The sequence below is a fragment of the Amycolatopsis sp. WAC 04169 genome (assembly GCF_003947535.1).
In the GTDB taxonomy this organism is placed as follows: Bacteria; Actinomycetota; Actinomycetes; order Mycobacteriales; family Pseudonocardiaceae; genus Amycolatopsis; species Amycolatopsis keratiniphila.
Genome location: NZ_QHJI01000005.1, coordinates 66,788 through 81,570, shown reverse-complemented (window position 1 = coordinate 81,570; position 14,783 = coordinate 66,788). Strand labels below are relative to the sequence as shown.

14 protein-coding genes and 1 pseudogene are annotated in these 14,783 nt (G+C 70.0%); 9 read left to right on the top strand and 6 right to left on the bottom strand.

Annotation, left to right across the window (positions count from 1 at the left end):
* Positions 1 to 438: a MarR family winged helix-turn-helix transcriptional regulator gene (locus tag DMC61_RS13040; protein ID WP_125689506.1), complete on the bottom strand. Its 438-nt coding sequence runs from the start codon at positions 436 to 438 to the stop codon at positions 1 to 3.
* A 7-nt stretch (positions 439 to 445) separates the two neighbouring features.
* Complete coding sequence (locus DMC61_RS13035) at positions 446 to 1,300, bottom strand: helix-turn-helix domain-containing protein (RefSeq protein ID WP_125689505.1); 855 nt, start codon at positions 1,298 to 1,300, stop codon at positions 446 to 448.
* A gap of 102 nt (positions 1,301 to 1,402) precedes the next feature.
* Here DMC61_RS13035 and DMC61_RS13030 point away from each other — a divergent pair, with 102 nt between their 5' ends.
* The 3 genes from DMC61_RS13030 to DMC61_RS13020 all read left to right on the top strand — a co-directional run bounded on the left by DMC61_RS13030 (position 1,403) and on the right by DMC61_RS13020 (position 4,812).
* A complete protein-coding gene (locus DMC61_RS13030) occupies positions 1,403 to 2,308 on the top strand; it encodes an MBL fold metallo-hydrolase (protein WP_125689504.1) in 906 nt (301 codons plus the stop codon).
* A 9-nt stretch (positions 2,309 to 2,317) separates the two neighbouring features.
* Entirely contained in the window at positions 2,318 to 3,583 is a 1,266-nt protein-coding gene (locus DMC61_RS13025; protein WP_125689503.1) for a carboxylesterase/lipase family protein, read from the top strand.
* A 98-nt stretch (positions 3,584 to 3,681) separates the two neighbouring features.
* Complete coding sequence (locus DMC61_RS13020) at positions 3,682 to 4,812, top strand: NAD(P)/FAD-dependent oxidoreductase (RefSeq protein WP_125689502.1); 1,131 nt, start codon at positions 3,682 to 3,684, stop codon at positions 4,810 to 4,812.
* A 1-nt stretch (position 4,813) separates the two neighbouring features.
* Here DMC61_RS13020 and DMC61_RS13015 read toward each other — a convergent pair whose 3' ends face one another.
* A complete protein-coding gene (locus DMC61_RS13015) occupies positions 4,814 to 5,338 on the bottom strand; it encodes a TetR/AcrR family transcriptional regulator (protein WP_125689501.1) in 525 nt (174 codons plus the stop codon).
* Positions 5,339 to 5,426: 88 nt separating this feature from the next.
* Between DMC61_RS13015 and DMC61_RS13010 the strand changes: the two genes are divergently transcribed.
* From DMC61_RS13010 to DMC61_RS12995, 5 genes and pseudogenes are all read left to right on the top strand, one after another.
* On the top strand, positions 5,427 to 6,776 hold the full coding sequence (locus DMC61_RS13010) for a carotenoid oxygenase family protein (protein ID WP_125689500.1): 1,350 nt from the start codon (positions 5,427 to 5,429) through the stop codon (positions 6,774 to 6,776).
* Positions 6,777 to 6,803: 27 nt separating this feature from the next.
* Positions 6,804 to 7,184 (top strand): annotated as a pseudogene (locus DMC61_RS42095) (sigma factor); the annotation flags it as partial.
* 122 nt (positions 7,185 to 7,306) lie between these two features.
* Positions 7,307 to 7,747, top strand: coding sequence for a hypothetical protein (locus DMC61_RS42090; RefSeq protein ID WP_370456411.1), 441 nt, complete (start codon positions 7,307 to 7,309; stop codon positions 7,745 to 7,747).
* Positions 7,748 to 7,829: 82 nt separating this feature from the next.
* Complete coding sequence (locus tag DMC61_RS13000; protein ID WP_125689499.1) at positions 7,830 to 8,996, top strand: NAD(P)/FAD-dependent oxidoreductase; 1,167 nt, start codon at positions 7,830 to 7,832, stop codon at positions 8,994 to 8,996.
* Between the two features lie 30 nt (positions 8,997 to 9,026).
* On the top strand, positions 9,027 to 9,845 hold the full coding sequence (locus DMC61_RS12995; RefSeq protein ID WP_125689498.1) for an NAD(P)H-binding protein: 819 nt from the start codon (positions 9,027 to 9,029) through the stop codon (positions 9,843 to 9,845).
* Here DMC61_RS12995 and DMC61_RS12990 read toward each other — a convergent pair.
* A complete protein-coding gene (locus DMC61_RS12990) occupies positions 9,821 to 10,339 on the bottom strand; it encodes an SMI1/KNR4 family protein (protein WP_016336587.1) in 519 nt (172 codons plus the stop codon). The two genes, DMC61_RS12995 and DMC61_RS12990, sit on opposite strands and share 25 nt — an antisense overlap.
* A gap of 4 nt (positions 10,340 to 10,343) precedes the next feature.
* On the bottom strand, positions 10,344 to 10,964 hold the full coding sequence (locus DMC61_RS12985) for a TetR/AcrR family transcriptional regulator (protein WP_125689497.1): 621 nt from the start codon (positions 10,962 to 10,964) through the stop codon (positions 10,344 to 10,346).
* A 101-nt stretch (positions 10,965 to 11,065) separates the two neighbouring features.
* Between DMC61_RS12985 and DMC61_RS12980 the strand changes: the two genes are divergently transcribed.
* Positions 11,066 to 12,085 (top strand): hypothetical protein, encoded by a 1,020-nt coding sequence (locus tag DMC61_RS12980; RefSeq protein ID WP_125689496.1) that lies wholly within the window; start codon positions 11,066 to 11,068, stop codon positions 12,083 to 12,085.
* Between the two features lie 48 nt (positions 12,086 to 12,133).
* Here DMC61_RS12980 and DMC61_RS12975 read toward each other — a convergent pair whose 3' ends face one another.
* Positions 12,134 to 14,698 carry a hypothetical protein gene (locus DMC61_RS12975; RefSeq protein ID WP_125689495.1) on the bottom strand — a complete coding sequence of 855 codons (2,565 nt, stop codon included), beginning with the start codon at positions 14,696 to 14,698 and terminating at the stop codon, positions 12,134 to 12,136.
* Between the last annotated feature and the right edge of the window lie 85 nt (positions 14,699 to 14,783).

Below are 14,783 nucleotides of genomic sequence, written 5' to 3'. Positions count from 1 at the left end.
TCACTCTTCGGGGGTGAGCGCGTCGGCGCAGGCGGCGAGGTCGTGCACCAGCCGCTCCCGGCCGGCTTCCGAAAACGGTGCGAGCATGCGGTCCTGGACCTCGCGAACGAGGCCGCTCGCGGCGCGGAGCCGTTCGCGCCCCTCGGGGGTGAGCGTGCTGGGCAAGGCGCGGCCTTGCGGCGCCGTCGCCGGGCGGGTGACCAGTCCGCGATCCTGCAGGCCGCGCAGGACCAGGTTCATCGACTGGCGGGTGACGAACACGGCCCTGGCCAGTTCCGCGTTGGACAGGCCCGGTCGCTGCGAGAGCACTTCGAGACAGGAGTACTGCGGCACCGTCAGGTCGAGGGGGCGCAACGCGGTCTCCATCGCCGTCCGGAGCGCCGTCGCCGCCCGTTTCAGCAGATATCCCGCCGATTGGTCCAGTGGTCCGACCGTCATGTCAGCATCATGACATATACGCGACCTGGCGGAGCAGCGCGAGGGCCTGCTCGTCCGGCGAGCCGGCCGGGGTCGTGCACACGATCAGCGACTGGTCCGGCGAACGCGCGATCGACAACGTCTGCTGGGTCACCCGGACCGAGCCGACCACCGGATGGCGCAGTTCGTAGGACTCGGCGTCACAGGGCCGGACACGATGGTCGCCCCAGAGTGCGACGAACTCGGGGCTCTTCATCGTCAGCTCGCCGATCAGTTCCGCGAGCAGCGGGTCTTCGGGATACCTGCCGACGGCGATCCGCAGACTGCCGACCACCGCGCGGATCTTCCGCTTCCAGTCGGCGTAAAGCTCCCGGCAGTGCGGGTCCAGGAACAGCATCCGGCTCGTGTTCGGCCGTCGTGCCGGGTCTTCCGGGGCGTGGAACTCGAGATGCCCGCCCAGCAGGGCGTGGCCGAGCGCGTTCCACGCCAGGACGTCGGAGCGGCGGCCGAGCACGAGCGCCGGAGCGTCGACGGTGCGCAGGAGATCCCGGGTCTCGTCGTGGAGCTTCTCGGGCCGCGGACGGCGCGCCCGTGGGGTGCGGCGGGCGGCGCCGGCGAGCCGGTCGAGGTGACCGCGTTCGTGGTCGTCGAGCCGGAGGGCGCGGGCGATGGCGTCCAGCACTTCGGCCGAGGCGCCGCGGGACATGCCCTGTTCCAGCCGTGCGTAGTAGGAGACGCTGACCCCGGCGAGCTGGGCCAGTTCCTCACGCCGCAGCCCCGCCACGCGGCGGCGCGACCCGAAGTCGCGCAGGCCGACGTCTTCCGGCCGCAGCCGCGCCCGTCGTGCCTGCAGGAAGTCGCCGAGTGGGCCAGGTCCGTCCATGGGCCCGAGTATCCGGGGCACGATCCGCGTCAGCCACACCCTGCCGGTGGGAGGACAAGCGGGGCGTGGTCCGCGTCCGGCCGGGGCCTCAGGCTCGGGGACATGGACGAGATCACCATCGGAGACGTCACCGTCACCCGGGTCAAGGAGTTCTACGGTTCGCTCGGCATGACACCGGCCGAGTTCATGCCGGACAGCCCCGGTGGCGCGTGGGACGAACACCGCGACTGGCTGGCGCCCGACTTCTGGAACCCCGAGACGAACGAGTGCAACACGGCACTGCAGTCCTGGCTGATCCGCAGCGAAGGACGCACGATCCTCGTCGACACCGGGGTCGGCAACCACAAGGACCGGCCCTACGCGGCGGTGTGGAACCGCCTCGACACCGCCTACCTCGACAACCTCGCGGCCGCCGGCGTGCGGCCCGAGGACGTCGACGTCGTGGTCAACACCCATCTGCACATCGACCACGTCGGCTGGAACACGCGGCTCGACGGCCGCACCTGGGTGCCGACCTTCCCGAACGCCGAGTATCTGATGCCGCGGCCCGACTTCGACTTCTGGAACCCGGCCGAAGCCCACGATTCCGTGCTGGGGCGGGGAAATCAGAATGTCTTCGAGGACAGTGTCGCGCCGGTGCGCGAGGCGGGGCTGACCCGTCTGTGGGACGGCACGCACCGCATCGACCGGAATCTGCGGCTGGATCTCGCGCCCGGCCACACTCCCGGCTCGTCCGTGCTCACCCTGGAATCGGGTGGGGAGCGGGCGTTGTTCGTGGGCGACCTCGTGCACACCGCGGTGCAGATCGTGGAGCCGGACACCAATTCGCCCTATTGCGAAGACCCGGCGGGATCCCGCGCCACCCGGCACAAAGTGCTCGGCCAGGCCGCCGACGACAACGCTCTCGTCTTCCCCGCGCATTTCGGTGCTCAGGGCGCTCTGCGGGTCGAGCGCCGAGGATCGAAGTTCGCGATCGCGCGGTGGGCCGGGTTCTCCGCCCTCTCTTGAGGAGTTTTCGTGTACGTACAGGCAGAAACCCCGTCCGGTGTCGTGCGCGGCCGGCGCGACTCCTTCGGCGAGCTCTACCAGGCCGTCCCGTACGCGGCGGCGCCGATCGGGCCCGGCCGCTTCCTCGCGCCGTCGCCGCATCCGGGCTGGCCCGGCGTCCGCGACGGCACGCGGCCCGGGCCGACGGCTCCGCAGCCGGTACGCGACTTCGGCGGGCTCGACATGACCCCGTATTTCGGACCCGGCTGGGTGCGCGGCGACGAGTACCTCACCGTCGACGTCCGGACGCCCGCGGCGGACGGCGGCCGCCGCCCGGTCATGGTGTTCGTGCACGGCGGCGGCTTCGTCACCGGTTCGGCCCGCGCCGCGCTGTACGACGGAAGAGCGTTCTCGCGCGACGGCGTCGTCCTGGTGAAGGTGAACTATCGCCTCGGCGTCCCCGGATTCCTCGATCTGGAGGGCGCTCCGCCCAACCGCGGGCTGCTCGACGTGCTTGCCGCGCTCGGCTGGGTGCGGGACACGATCGCGGTGTTCGGGGGCGATCCGGGCGACGTCACCGTCTTCGGGCAATCCGCGGGGGCCACGCTCACCGGCGCACTGCTCGCGACGCCGGAGGCCAAGGGCTTGTTCCGCCGGGCGATCGTCCAGAGTGGCAGCGGAACCGGCGCTTTCACACCGGAGCAGGCCGCCCGGGTCGCCGCGGCGGCCGCTTCGGCGCTGGGAGCGGAGCCCACCGCGCGAGCGTTCGGAGAGATCCCGGACGAGCGGTTCGTGGAGATCCTGCCCGCGCTGGCCGGTCTCGACCTGCGAACCGAAACGGCCGAGGATCCGCTGGCCGGGTTGAGCCCGTTCAGCCTCGTGTCGCCGGTCCAGCCCGCCGACGGTCCGCTCGACGGTGGCGTCTCGCTGCTCATCGGCACCAACACCGAGGAAGGAAACCTTTACGGTCGAACAGATCTCGGGCACACACTGTTCGGCGCCGGTACCGAGCGCCTGGCGCGGGCGCACGCGCGGATCTCGGGCGGCCACACCCACCGGTACTCGTTCGGTCATCGCTCGACGGCGTTGAACGGACGGCTCGGCGCCGCGCACACCGTCGAGTTGCCGTTCGTCTTCGACGTCGCGGGCGAGCCATGGCTGCACGGGGAGGCGGGCTTGCTCGGGCCCGGTCCCGCCCCGGAAGGTCTCGCGGCCAGGATGCACGCCGCGTGGGTCGCGTTCGCCAGGAACGGCGATCCCGGCTGGCCGGCGGACAGCGTCGAATTCTTCGGCTGACAGCGCCTGCCAGACCGGTGCCAGTGGCGCGTGCGGCGTCTGCCAGGGACCCCCGAGACCCTCTGGAATGTCATTCCAGAAGCGACCGAGGGGTCACCATGAACACACCTGTCACGATCATCGGCGCCGGTCTCGGCGGGCTCACCCTGGCGAGGGTCCTGCATGTCCACGGCATTCCCGCCGAGGTCTACGAAGCCGAAGCGTCACCGACCTCGCGCCTGCAGGGCGGGATGCTCGACATCCACGACTACAACGGCCAACTCGCGCTCGAAGCCGCGGGGCTGATGGACGAGTTCCGCGGCATCGTCCTGGAGGGCCGTCAGGCGTTGCGGGTGCTCGACTCGGACGGGATCGTCCTGTTCGAGCGGGGCGACGACGGCACGGGCGGCCGCCCCGAGGCGCAGCGCGGGGACCTGCGGCGAATGCTGCTCGACTCGCTCCCCGGAGGCACTGTCCACTGGGGACGCAAGGTCGTCGGCGCCCGGGCGCTCGGCGATGGCCGCCACGAAGTGACCTTCGACGACGGCTCCACTGTCGTCGCGGGTCTCCTGGTCGGTGCCGACGGGGCCTGGTCGCGGATCCGGCCGCTGCTCACCGACGCCGTTCCCGAGTACTCCGGCACGTCGATCGTCGAGACGTACCTGTACGAAGCCGACACCCGGCACGCCGCCGTGGCGAAGACGGTCGGCGGCGGATCGATGTTCGGGAGCGGGCCCGTTCAGGGGGTCAGCGTCAATGCCCACCGTGAAAGCGGCGACACCCTGCACGCCTACGTGGAGCTCGGCAAACCGCTGGAGTGGTTCGACGCCATCGACTTCTCCGACGCCGAAGCGGCCAAGGCGCGGCTTGTGGCGGAGTTCGACGGCTGGTCGCCGGAGCTCACCGCACTCATCACCGAAAGCGACGTCGCGCCGATCCACCGTCCCGCCTTCGCCCTGCCGTTCGGGCTCCGCTGGGAGCGCGTGCCCGGCGTGACCTTGCTCGGCGACGCCGCGCATCTCGCGCTGGCGAACGGGGAAGGCGCCAACCTGGCGATGCTCGACGGCGCCGAACTCGGCAAGGCGCTCGCCGCACGTCCCGACGACGTCGAGGCGGCACTCGCCGAGTACGAACAGGCCATGTTCGTGCGCTGCGAGACGCCCATCGACGAAGACTTCCTGCTCGAAAGCATCTTCGGCGACGACATCCCAGAGCGGTTGCTGAACCTGTTCGAGGAGCGGAACGCCTGAGTCAGGCGGTGCCGCCGGCGAGGGCCTTCAGGCCGCGGACGATCGTTTCCGCGCTGGGGGCCCGGTCCGGGGCGACGAGGTGCTGCATCATCACGCCCGCGATGAGGGCGAACTGGACGGCGCCCGCCGCGTCGGCGTCGGTGGCGGACAGGCGTTCGCCGAGGACCTTCCTGCCTTCGTCCTGGGCGTCGGCGAGCCGTTCGCGCAGTTCCGGGAAGCGGATGGCCTGGGTGGCGGTCTCCAGGACGGCGGTCCACAGGTCGCGCTGCTCGGTGAAGGAGTCGACGAGGCCCTGCCAGGTGGAGGTGAGCGAAGCGTCCTCCGGCTCGCGCAGGCGCTCGACCACTTCGGTGGACAGCTCGATCATGGCCTCGTTCATGAGGGCTTCTTTGGAGCCGAAGTGGTACCCGATGGAGCCGAGATTCGCTCCCGAGGCAGCGGTGATGTCCCGCGCGGTGGTGTGCGCGTAGCCGCGTTCGATCAGGCAGCGCTTGGCCCCGTCGAGGAGGTCCTCTCGTTGTCCCATGCGGCGATCCTAGCGGCAGGCTGTGACAAGCGTCTTATACAAATGTATTATACAAATGTTCAAGACGTCTCGTAGCAAGGGAACGACGATGAATCGCTATGTCCTCGGCAACTTCGCCCCGGTCACCGAAGAGATCACCGCCTTCGATCTGCCCGTCACCGGGAAGATCCCGGACGACCTCGACGGCCGCTACCTGCGGATCGGCCCGAACCCGCTCGGCCTCGAAGACGCGTCGGCGCATATCTGGACCCTCGGGGAGGGCATGGTCCACGGCGTGCGCCTGCGCGACGGCCGCGCCGAGTGGTACCGCAACCGCTGGGTCCGGTCGGCCTCCGTGGCCGACCGGCTCGGGGAACCGCGGCGCGGGCAGGTGGCCGACGAGCGCCTGGACTTCGCGCCGAACGTCCAGATCGCCGGACACGGAGGCCGTCTCTACGCGCTCATCGAAGGAGGCCTCGCTCCGTATGAGCTGACCGATGAACTCGACACCGTCGGGCCCGCCGCCCTCGGTGCGACGGAACAGGGTTTCTCCGCCAACGCGCACAGCAAGTACGACCACGCGACCGGTGAGCTGCACTCGCTGGCCTTCCGGTACGGCGCGGATTTCGTGCAGCACATCGTGATCGGCCCCGACGGGCGCAACCGGAGCGTCACCGACATCAAGACGCCGACGTTGCCGTACATGCACGACTTCGCGCTCACCGAGCATTACGTGGTGTTCTACGAATCCCCGATGGTCTTCATGCCCGAGCGCCTGGCGACGGGCGTGCCGTTCGGCTGGAACCGGGAACTGCCGTCACGGCTGGGACTGCTGCCGAGGGCGGGCGGGTCGGTGCAGTGGTTCGAGACCGCGCCCGTCATGGTCGGTCACACCCTGAACGCCTTCGAGGACGACGGAACCGTGGTGGTGGACGTGGTCGTGCATCCCCGGCCGATCGACTTCGCCGACGTCGGCGCTTCGAAGCCCGTGCTCGAACGCTGGACGGCGGATCTCGCGGTAGGCCGGGCCACGCGCACGCTGCTGCACGACCGCCCGCAGGACTTCCCGCGCCTCAACGGCCGGTTCGGCGGAAAGCCTTACCGCTACGGCTATTCGGCGGCGGCCGAGCTGTACGCCACCCCGAGCGCCACCGAACCGGACCGCCCCGACGAGGGTTTCAGCAGCGCTCTGCTCAAACACGACCTCCTGACCGGCGTCACCGAAGCCCACGAGTTCGGTCGCGACGCGAGCGCGGGGGAGACCGTGTTCGTCCCGTCCGCCCGCGCGGCCGCGGAGGACGACGGCTACAACCTCGTCTACGTCCACGACCGCGACCGGGGTGCGGCGGATCTGGTGATCCTGGCGTCGCAGGACTTCACCGGAGAGCCCCTGGCGAGGGTTCACCTGCCCGCCCGTGTCCCGCTGGGACTGCACGGCAGCTGGATTCCCGCCGCCTGACACCGGCGCGATGGCTAATCTGGGGCAATGCCGACCGGTGCGCGCGACGTCGAGGTGTTCGAGGCGGCCCGTGGCCGGCTGGAGGCGATCGCGTATCGCCTGCTGGGGTCGGCGACCGACGCCGAGGACGCGGTGCAGGACACGTTCCTGCGCTGGCAGTCCGCCGATCGCGAGTACGTCGAGACGCCCGAGGCGTGGCTGACGAAGGTGCTCACCAACCTCTGCCTCAACCGGCTCACCTCGGCGCGGGCCCGGCGGGAAACCTATGTGGGCCAATGGCTCCCCGAGCCGGTCTTCGCGGGGGACCGGATGCTCGGCCCGTCCGACACCGCCGAGCAGCGTGAATCGGTCTCCATCGCGATGCTCACGCTGATGGAACGGCTCTCGGCCAAGGAACGCGTCGTGTACGTGCTGCGCGAGGCGTTCGGGTACTCCCACGCCGAGATCGCCGAGTTCTCGACGTCACCGAGTCGAACTGCCAGCAGATCCACCGGCGCGCCAAGCGGCATCTGGCCGCCGACCGGCGCCGCGTGGAGGTCGACACGGCCGCGGCCCGCAAGATCGTCGAGGAGTTCCTCGCCGCGGCGCTCAGCGGCCGGACCGACGCGCTGGTGCGGATGCTGGCCGACGACGCGATCAGCGTGGGCGACGGCGGCGGCGTGCTCTTCTCGCTGCCGCGGCCGGTCACCGGCGCGGTCCGGGTGGCGAGGTTCCTGCGTGGTCTCTTCAAGCCGAGCGCGGCCAAGTGGTCGTTGATCGGCGGCAAGCCCGAGCTGTTCTCCACCGTCGTCAACGGCGTGCCCGCGCTGGTGCTGACGGTGGAGGACAGGCTCGTCGGCGTCGTCTCCCTGGAGGTCACCGCCGACGGCATCGCCGCGGTCCACGCACAGGTGAACCCCGCGAAACTCGACCGCGCGGCGGGTCAGTGGGGCATCTCCGAGCACGGGGAACCGCTCACCGTCCCCTGGTGACCCGGATCACAGTCCACCGCTGTCAGGTTTCGTGTCGCTGCCCGGTTCAGGAAGCGAACACCGACCGGACAGGAGTGGGACCATGAAGCACCGAATCGTCGTTCTCGGAGCCGGATACGCCGGAGCCAACGCGGCCGGGCGGCTCGCCAAGCGGCTGCACCCCGCCGACACCGAGATCACCCTCGTCAACGCCGACCCCGAGTTCGTCGAGCGGGTCCGCATGCACCAGCTCGCGACCGGCCAGGACCTGAAACCCCGTCTGCTGACCGACGTTTTCGCGGGCACGGGGGTGCGGGTGCGGACGGCGCGGGTCACCGCGGTGGACGCCGAGCGCAAGACCGTCGCCCTCGACGACGGTGAGATCGCCTACGACACGCTCGTCTACGCCCTCGGCAGCGCCGCCGCCGACAGCGGCGTCCCCGGTGTCGCCGAGCACGCCCACCACATCGACGGCAAGGGTTCCGCGCTGCGGCTGCGGGAACGTCTCGCCGGTCTCGCCGCGGGCGGGACCGTGCTCGTCGTCGGCGGTGGGCTCACCGGTATCGAAGCCGTCACGGAAATCGCGGAAGCCAGGCCGGATCTCGACGTCGCGCTCGCGGCCCGCGGCGGTCTCGGCGACTGGATGAGCGAGAAGGCCCGGCGCCACCTTCGCGGGACCTTCGAGCGGCTCGGCATCACCTTGTACGAGGACACCGACATCACGCGTGTCGGTCCGGACGGCGCGACGACCGCCGACGGTCGCGGGATTCCCGCCCAGGTGACCGTCTGGACGGCCGGTTTCGCCGTCCACCCCATCGCCGCCGCGACGACTCTGGACGTCTCCGCGACGGGACAGATCGTCGTCGACGACACGATGCGGTCGGTCTCGCATCCGGACGTCTACGCCGTCGGCGACGCCGCGTTCGCGACGGGCGCGAACGGGACGCCACTGCGGATGTCCTGTGCCTCGGGGGTTCCCACGGCCTACCGCGCGGCCGACGCCATCGTCGCCGGTCTGACCGGCGGCACACTCCCCGAGAACAAGATCGGCTACACCGGCCAGTGCGTCAGCCTCGGCCGCCGCGACGCCGTCGTGCAGTGGGTGACCCCGGACGACCGGCCCAAGGACTCGGCGCTCACCGGCAAGACGGCCGCACGGCTCAAGGAGATCATCTGCAAGGCCGCGGCCTGGAGCGTCTCGCACCCGACGTCGATGCTTCCCGTGCGGCGCCGCCGGATCGTCAAGGCCGTGCGGCCCGTCAACGTGTGACCACCCGCCCCGCCGAACGAAGGAACGATCATGATCCTGCTCACCGGAGCGAACGGCGTCGTGGGACGTCAGGTGAAGAATGTCCTGCTGCGCCGAGGTGTCGACGTCACCGCGGTCACCCGCGGCGACGGGGACCTGTTCAGTCCTGCCTGGATCGAACCGGCGCTGGAAGGTGTCGAAGCGATCCAGATCAGCCCGCGGGCGACCGGCCCCGGCCTCGGAGAACTGCTGAAGCTGGCGGCCGGACGAGGGGTGCGGCGGGTGGTGCTGTTGTCGGCCACCACCGTCGAGTACCCGGCCGGGGAGGCGCGGTTCGCCGCCCAGTTCAAGAAAGCCGAAGAGCTCGTCACGAGTTCCGGTCTGGAGTGGACGGTCCTGCGCCTGGCGGATTTCGCCGCCAACGCGCTGGCCTGGGTGCCCCAGGTCCAGGCGGGTGACGTGGTGCGCGGCGCGTACGGACGCGCCGCCACCTCCCCGATCCACGAAACCGACATCGCCGCGGTGGCCGTGCGAGGCCTTCTCGGCGAGCTCCCGGCGGGGTCGGTGTACACGCTGACCGGTCCGGGATCGGTGGACCAGCACGAGAAGGTGCGGCTCATCGGCGCGGCCATCGGCCGGGCACTGTCCTTTCAGGAGCTTCCGCCCGAGCGGGTGCGGCAGGGGATGCTCGCGCAGGGACTGCCCGAGGAGGTCCCCGCCCGCCTGCTCGGTTCCCTGGCCGACTACAGCGAGCGTCCGGGCCCCACGACCACCACGGTGGAAGAGCTCCTCGGACGGCCCGCGCTCACGTTCGCGGACTGGGCGCGCGACAACGCGCCGTCCTTTCAGGCCCAGCCGATCCGCTCGTAGAACGGCGTGATCCACGCCCGGAACCGATCCCCGTGGGCTTCCTGGGCGGCGGCCACGACGGCGTCCGGATCCTCGGACGGCGTCAGGCCCCGCCCTCGGAGCCACTCGACGAACAGTTCGTGCGAGCCGCTGTGGTCGTCGTCTTCCGCGCGGTAGTAGTAGGCCGAATCGTGGTCGACCATGATCTCGGCGTCGAAACCCAGCAGCCGCAGGAAATCCGTGAAGTCGCGGGCGATGACGTGCTCGCCGCCCTCGTCGCCGAAGACCACGATCGGCTCCGTCGCGTCGTCGGCTCGCCAGATCGCGTAGGTCGAGCCGCTCCCGTTCGCCTGGGCGAACGGGATCAAGCGCGAGAGGAACTCGGGGTCGTCCAGCTCCTGGGGGAAGCGGCTCTTGTCGTCGTAGTCGGACAGCTCGAAACCGTCGGCGAGGTAGTCGCCGGTCGAGTCGTAGAGGTCCTTCAGCTCGTTCAGGACCGGAATCGGGGAGTACACGCGATCACCTTATGTCGCCACGGGCTTCGGCGGCGTCGAGTGCGGGAACGAGGGGGGCGAGCGCGGTGCGGAGCAGGTCGGGCAGCGAGCCGGAAGGGACGACGAGCCCGCCGGTCGTGAGCGGCTGTAGCCATCGCTCGAGTGCGATGCGCACCGCGGCGGTCACGCTCGCCGCGAGCACATGGGCGACGTGTGACGGGATGTCGCCGAGGCGTTCGGTGATCGCGTCGGCGAGGGGGAGTTCGATCGCGCTGGTGGTGTCGGTGAAGGCGGCGCGCAACGCCGGACGGGTGGTGATCAGCAGCAGCGCGTCGCGATGGTGCTCGCCCGGGTCGGTGTAGAGCTCGACGATCGCTTCGATCACGGCGTCGGCGAGGCGGGTTTCAGCCGGCCGGGCCGCCACCGCCGCCGCGATGCGTGCTTCCCGTTCGGCGGTGACGGCGGCGACGATGGCCTGCTCGCGGCTGGAGAAGTAGTTGTTGTAGGTCCGGGGCGAGACTCCGGCGGCCTCGGCGATGTCGTCGACGCGCACGTTTTCGGGGCCACGCTCCAGGGCCAGCCGCAGTGCCGCCTCGCGCAAGGTCTTTCGGGTGGCCTGCTTCTTCTGATCGCGCAATCCGGTCACGGGCCGAGTGTCCCAGCAAACTTGCGCGAACGCAAACTTGCGTGCACGCAAGTTTCTGCCTAGCCTCGGGCACCACATTCCGACACGAAAGGACCGAACCCATGCGTGCCAAAGGCATCGCCTACGACACCGGCTTCGTCAGGGGCGGCGAGAACTCCCGCGAGAACTTCGATCTCGACCTGGTGAAACGGGAGCTGGCCATCATCCGTGACGACCTGCACTGCAACGCCGTGCATCTCGTCGGCGGCGATCCGGAACGGCTGGAACAGGCCGCCCACCTCGCGGCCGAACTCGGGCTGGAGGTCTGGTTTTCGCCCTACCCGCTGGAGCTGACGCCCGAGGAGATGCTGGCGTTGTTCGCCGACTGCGCGCGGCGGGCGGAGCGGGTCCGGCGGACGGGAGCCGAAGTCGTGTTCGTCACCGGCGTCGAGCTGAGCCTCATGGACCACGGATTTCTGCCCGGTGACGACATCGCCGAGCGGCTCGAACGACTCTTCGGCAGGCCGGAGAGCCTGGGTGAGCGAGTCGCCGAGGCGAGCGCGCGGCTCAACGATTTCCTCGAGGAGGCCGTGGCGGCGGTCCGTGAGCGCTTTCTCGGGAAGATCACCTACGCCTGCATCCCGTTCGAGCGGGTCGACTGGACCCTCTTCGACATCATGTCGGTCGAACTCATCCGGTCCGCGGAAGTGGCCGACCGGTTCCAGGAAGGGGTACGCGCCCTTGTGGCGCAAGGAAAGCCGCTCGCGATCACCGGCTTCGGCACGGCCACCTGGCGCGGCGCGGGCGAGCTGGCCCCGCGCAGTATGGAGATCGTCGAGCACGACGAGATCGGCCGCCCGGTCCGGCTGAACGGCGAGTACGACCGCGACGAGGCAGGGCAGGCCGGGTACCTGCGCGAGCTGCTGGAGATCTTCGACGCCGAAGGTGTCGACGCCGCCTTCGTCTACCTTTTCGCGCTCTCCAACTACCCGCACCGTCCCGACGACCCTCGCCGTGACCTGGACCTGGCCAGTCTCGGCATCGTCAAAGTCCTCGAAAACGGCGACGGCGAAACCTATCCGGGCATGCCGTGGGAACCCAAGGCCGCGTTCGCGGCACTCGCCGAGTACTACCGCGGCTGAACGCGGCGGCCCCGCTCCCTGCCGGGAACGGGGCCGCCGGTCACGCGGTCAGTTGACGTACACCGGGTAGCCGACGCCACCCGACTTGGTGCCGTCGGCCGTGTTGCCCCGCACGTGGACCGAGTAGACGCCCCGATCCGGTGGGGTCCACGTCATCGTCCCCGTCCCCGAACCGTCCGCCGGTACGGTGATCTCCCCCGTCACGGCACCCCAGTCGTTCCGGATGGAGTAGGTGTACGAGACCATGCCCGGCATACCCGGCGTGAAGGTGAACGTCCCCGGCACACCGGCACCGCCCGACCACTCGCTTTCCGGGTATTCCTTGGAAGACACGTACGGCGCGCTCAGAATGTTGAAGTAATACGCCTTCTCCTGCGAGGAGACGTTGTCGGCGGTCACCGTGCGCACCCGCAGGTTGTGGTAGGCCGAGCCTTCCGGCGGCAGCGGGGGAGTCCACGCCAGCACGGCGCGCCCGTTCTCGGCGGCCGTCCGCTGGAACGGACCCCAGTCGAACGAGTACTCGAACGCCACCGCGCCCGGCTGGCGGGCGTCGAACGTGAAGGTGCCGGGGAACACCCGCCCGTTCATCTGGAATTCCTTCGAGGTCACCGCCGGATCGTTCGTCGCCATCCAGGTGATGTTGCCCGTCGACGACCACACGCCCGCCGCGTTCTTCGTGCGCACCAGCATCTCGTAGTCGCCGATCCTCGGCAGGGTGTAGTTCACCGTCGCGGTGTTCCCGCTGACCGGCACGGTCCACCTCGTCGCCGGGTCCGCCGCCAGCCAGTACTCGAACTCCACGGCGTTCGGCATCGGGGTGGTGAACGTGAACGCGATGGCCGCACCCTCCGTCCCGATGTCGCCCACGTAGTCGACGGTGGGCCGCCAGGTGTTGAGCCACAACCGTTTCTCCGTCACCGGGGACAGCCCGCCGGACGCGTCGCGGGCCTGGACCCGCAGCAGGGTCTGCTCGGTCGAGGTGACTTCGACCGGCAGCGCGGCGGTTCCGTCGGCGTTCGCCTTGACCGTCCACTTCGTACTCTCGGCACTCGCGAACCAGTAGTCGTACTCGACGATGTGCGGCATCCTCGGTTTCGCCGTGTACGTGACCGAGGTGCCGAGGTCGACGTTTTCGGGCCCGCTCACCACCGGTGACGCGTCGACGAGGAAGCGGTACTCCCGTTCCGGCGACTTCACGCCCGAGGCGTCGGTGCTCCGCACGAACAGCACGTGCTCACCGCCGGTGGCCGGCGTGATCGTCACCTCGGCGACGCCGTCCTGGCCCGCCGTGACCGTGGCGGACGCGCCGTCGATCAGCCGGTAGTCGTACGCCACGACGTTCGGTGCCGCCGGCGCGAACCGGAACACGCCAGGCACACCGATGCCGCCGTCCGGGCCGCCCTGCGGCGGGTAGCGGTCGGACGTGACCGTCGGCCGTGTCTCCTTGACGATGAACGAGTGGTAGGTGCTGAGCGAGAGGTTGCCCGCCCGGTCCCACGCCCGTACGACCACCGAGTCCCAGCCGTTGGTCGTGGGGGTGAAGCTGATGGTGGCCGTGCCGTCGGGACCCGCGGCGATCTCCCGCATGTCCCCGCCGAAGTCGTAGTCGTAACGCACGACGTCGGTGGAACCGTTGGGGGAGAAGGTGAACTCACCCGCCACACCGACCCCGCCGCCCTCGGTGTCCGCCGGGTACGTCGCGGAGGCGACGGCGGGCGCGTTCGGATCCGTGCGGTCGACGGTGAACCGGCACGAGCCGGCCGTGGACGACTTCGCCCCCCAGCTGTCCTGTGCGTACACCTCCCACGCGTAGGTACCGTCGGCGAGGCCCCAGGTGTCCACGTACGCCTCGGAGCCGGCGGCCGTACGCCGTTGTGACGGGTCCGCCACCGGCCACCACGTGAACTGCCCGAACGTGGTGTCGCCGTTCGGGTCGGACAGCCGTGCGCTCAGCTTCGCCTGGTGATTCACCAGCGGTCCGGTGCCGTCCTTGGCGCAGGGTTCGTCGTTGGTGCGCAGGTCGGCCGGCGTCGCGGGCGGAGCGTTGTTCACCACCCGCAGCGTCGCCGGGGACTCGATCCTCCGATAGAACGCGGGGTCCGCCTCGTGGGCTTCGGCGACGCGGATGCCCAGTGTGAGGTGACGGACCTTCTGTGCGATCGCGTCCCGCACCGCGGCGGTGACGTCGAACGTGGCGTGGTTGTCGATGCAGGTGTTGTCGGCGCCCCTGGACGCCACCCGTGTCCGCTCCGCCGGGCGGCTCTGCCAGGTCGACTGCTTGGTGTAGGCGGAGGTCCGCCACACCTCGGTGGCTCGGCTGTCGCAGTCGACGTAGTGCGTCTCGCCCGCCGACAGCAGCACCGTCGTGAACGGCACACCCCGCAACGAGCCCAGGTCGAAATTCACGTAGGAGCGTTGAAGGTGCGGTGTGGTGTCCCAGGTGCCGACCGGCAGGCTGCCGGACGGCTTGAAGTAGGCGGTGGCCGGTGTCGCCGAGTCGACGTAACCCCAGGACGTCGCGGACAGCGTCACTTCCGAACGCTGGTGATCGGTGGCGGCCGCCGTCCCGCCACCGGTGACGGTGAGCGCGGCGGCGAGCGCGACAGCGGGCATTGTCAATGATCTTCGTAAGGTCATGCTGGCCCTCCCCTTGTGGCATGCACGACGTACACGCCTCAAGGGGAGGGTTGGTTGCCCG

Excerpts from the sequence above, each read along its gene's own strand:
- DMC61_RS13040 (WP_125689506.1), bottom strand. The coding sequence starts at position 438 with ATGACGGTCGGACCACTGGACCAATCGGCGGGATATCTGCTGAAACGG.
- DMC61_RS13035 (WP_125689505.1), bottom strand. The coding sequence starts at position 1,300 with ATGGACGGACCTGGCCCACTCGGCGACTTCCTGCAGGCACGACGGGCG.
- DMC61_RS13030 (WP_125689504.1), top strand. The coding sequence starts at position 1,403 with ATGGACGAGATCACCATCGGAGACGTCACCGTCACCCGGGTCAAGGAG.
- DMC61_RS13020 (WP_125689502.1), top strand. The coding sequence starts at position 3,682 with ATGAACACACCTGTCACGATCATCGGCGCCGGTCTCGGCGGGCTCACC.
- DMC61_RS13015 (WP_125689501.1), bottom strand. The coding sequence starts at position 5,338 with ATGGGACAACGAGAGGACCTCCTCGACGGGGCCAAGCGCTGCCTGATC.
- DMC61_RS13010 (WP_125689500.1), top strand. The coding sequence starts at position 5,427 with ATGAATCGCTATGTCCTCGGCAACTTCGCCCCGGTCACCGAAGAGATC.
- DMC61_RS13000 (WP_125689499.1), top strand. The coding sequence starts at position 7,830 with ATGAAGCACCGAATCGTCGTTCTCGGAGCCGGATACGCCGGAGCCAAC.
- DMC61_RS12995 (WP_125689498.1), top strand. The coding sequence starts at position 9,027 with ATGATCCTGCTCACCGGAGCGAACGGCGTCGTGGGACGTCAGGTGAAG.
- DMC61_RS12980 (WP_125689496.1), top strand. The coding sequence starts at position 11,066 with ATGCGTGCCAAAGGCATCGCCTACGACACCGGCTTCGTCAGGGGCGGC.
- DMC61_RS12975 (WP_125689495.1), bottom strand. The coding sequence starts at position 14,698 with ATGCCCGCTGTCGCGCTCGCCGCCGCGCTCACCGTCACCGGTGGCGGG.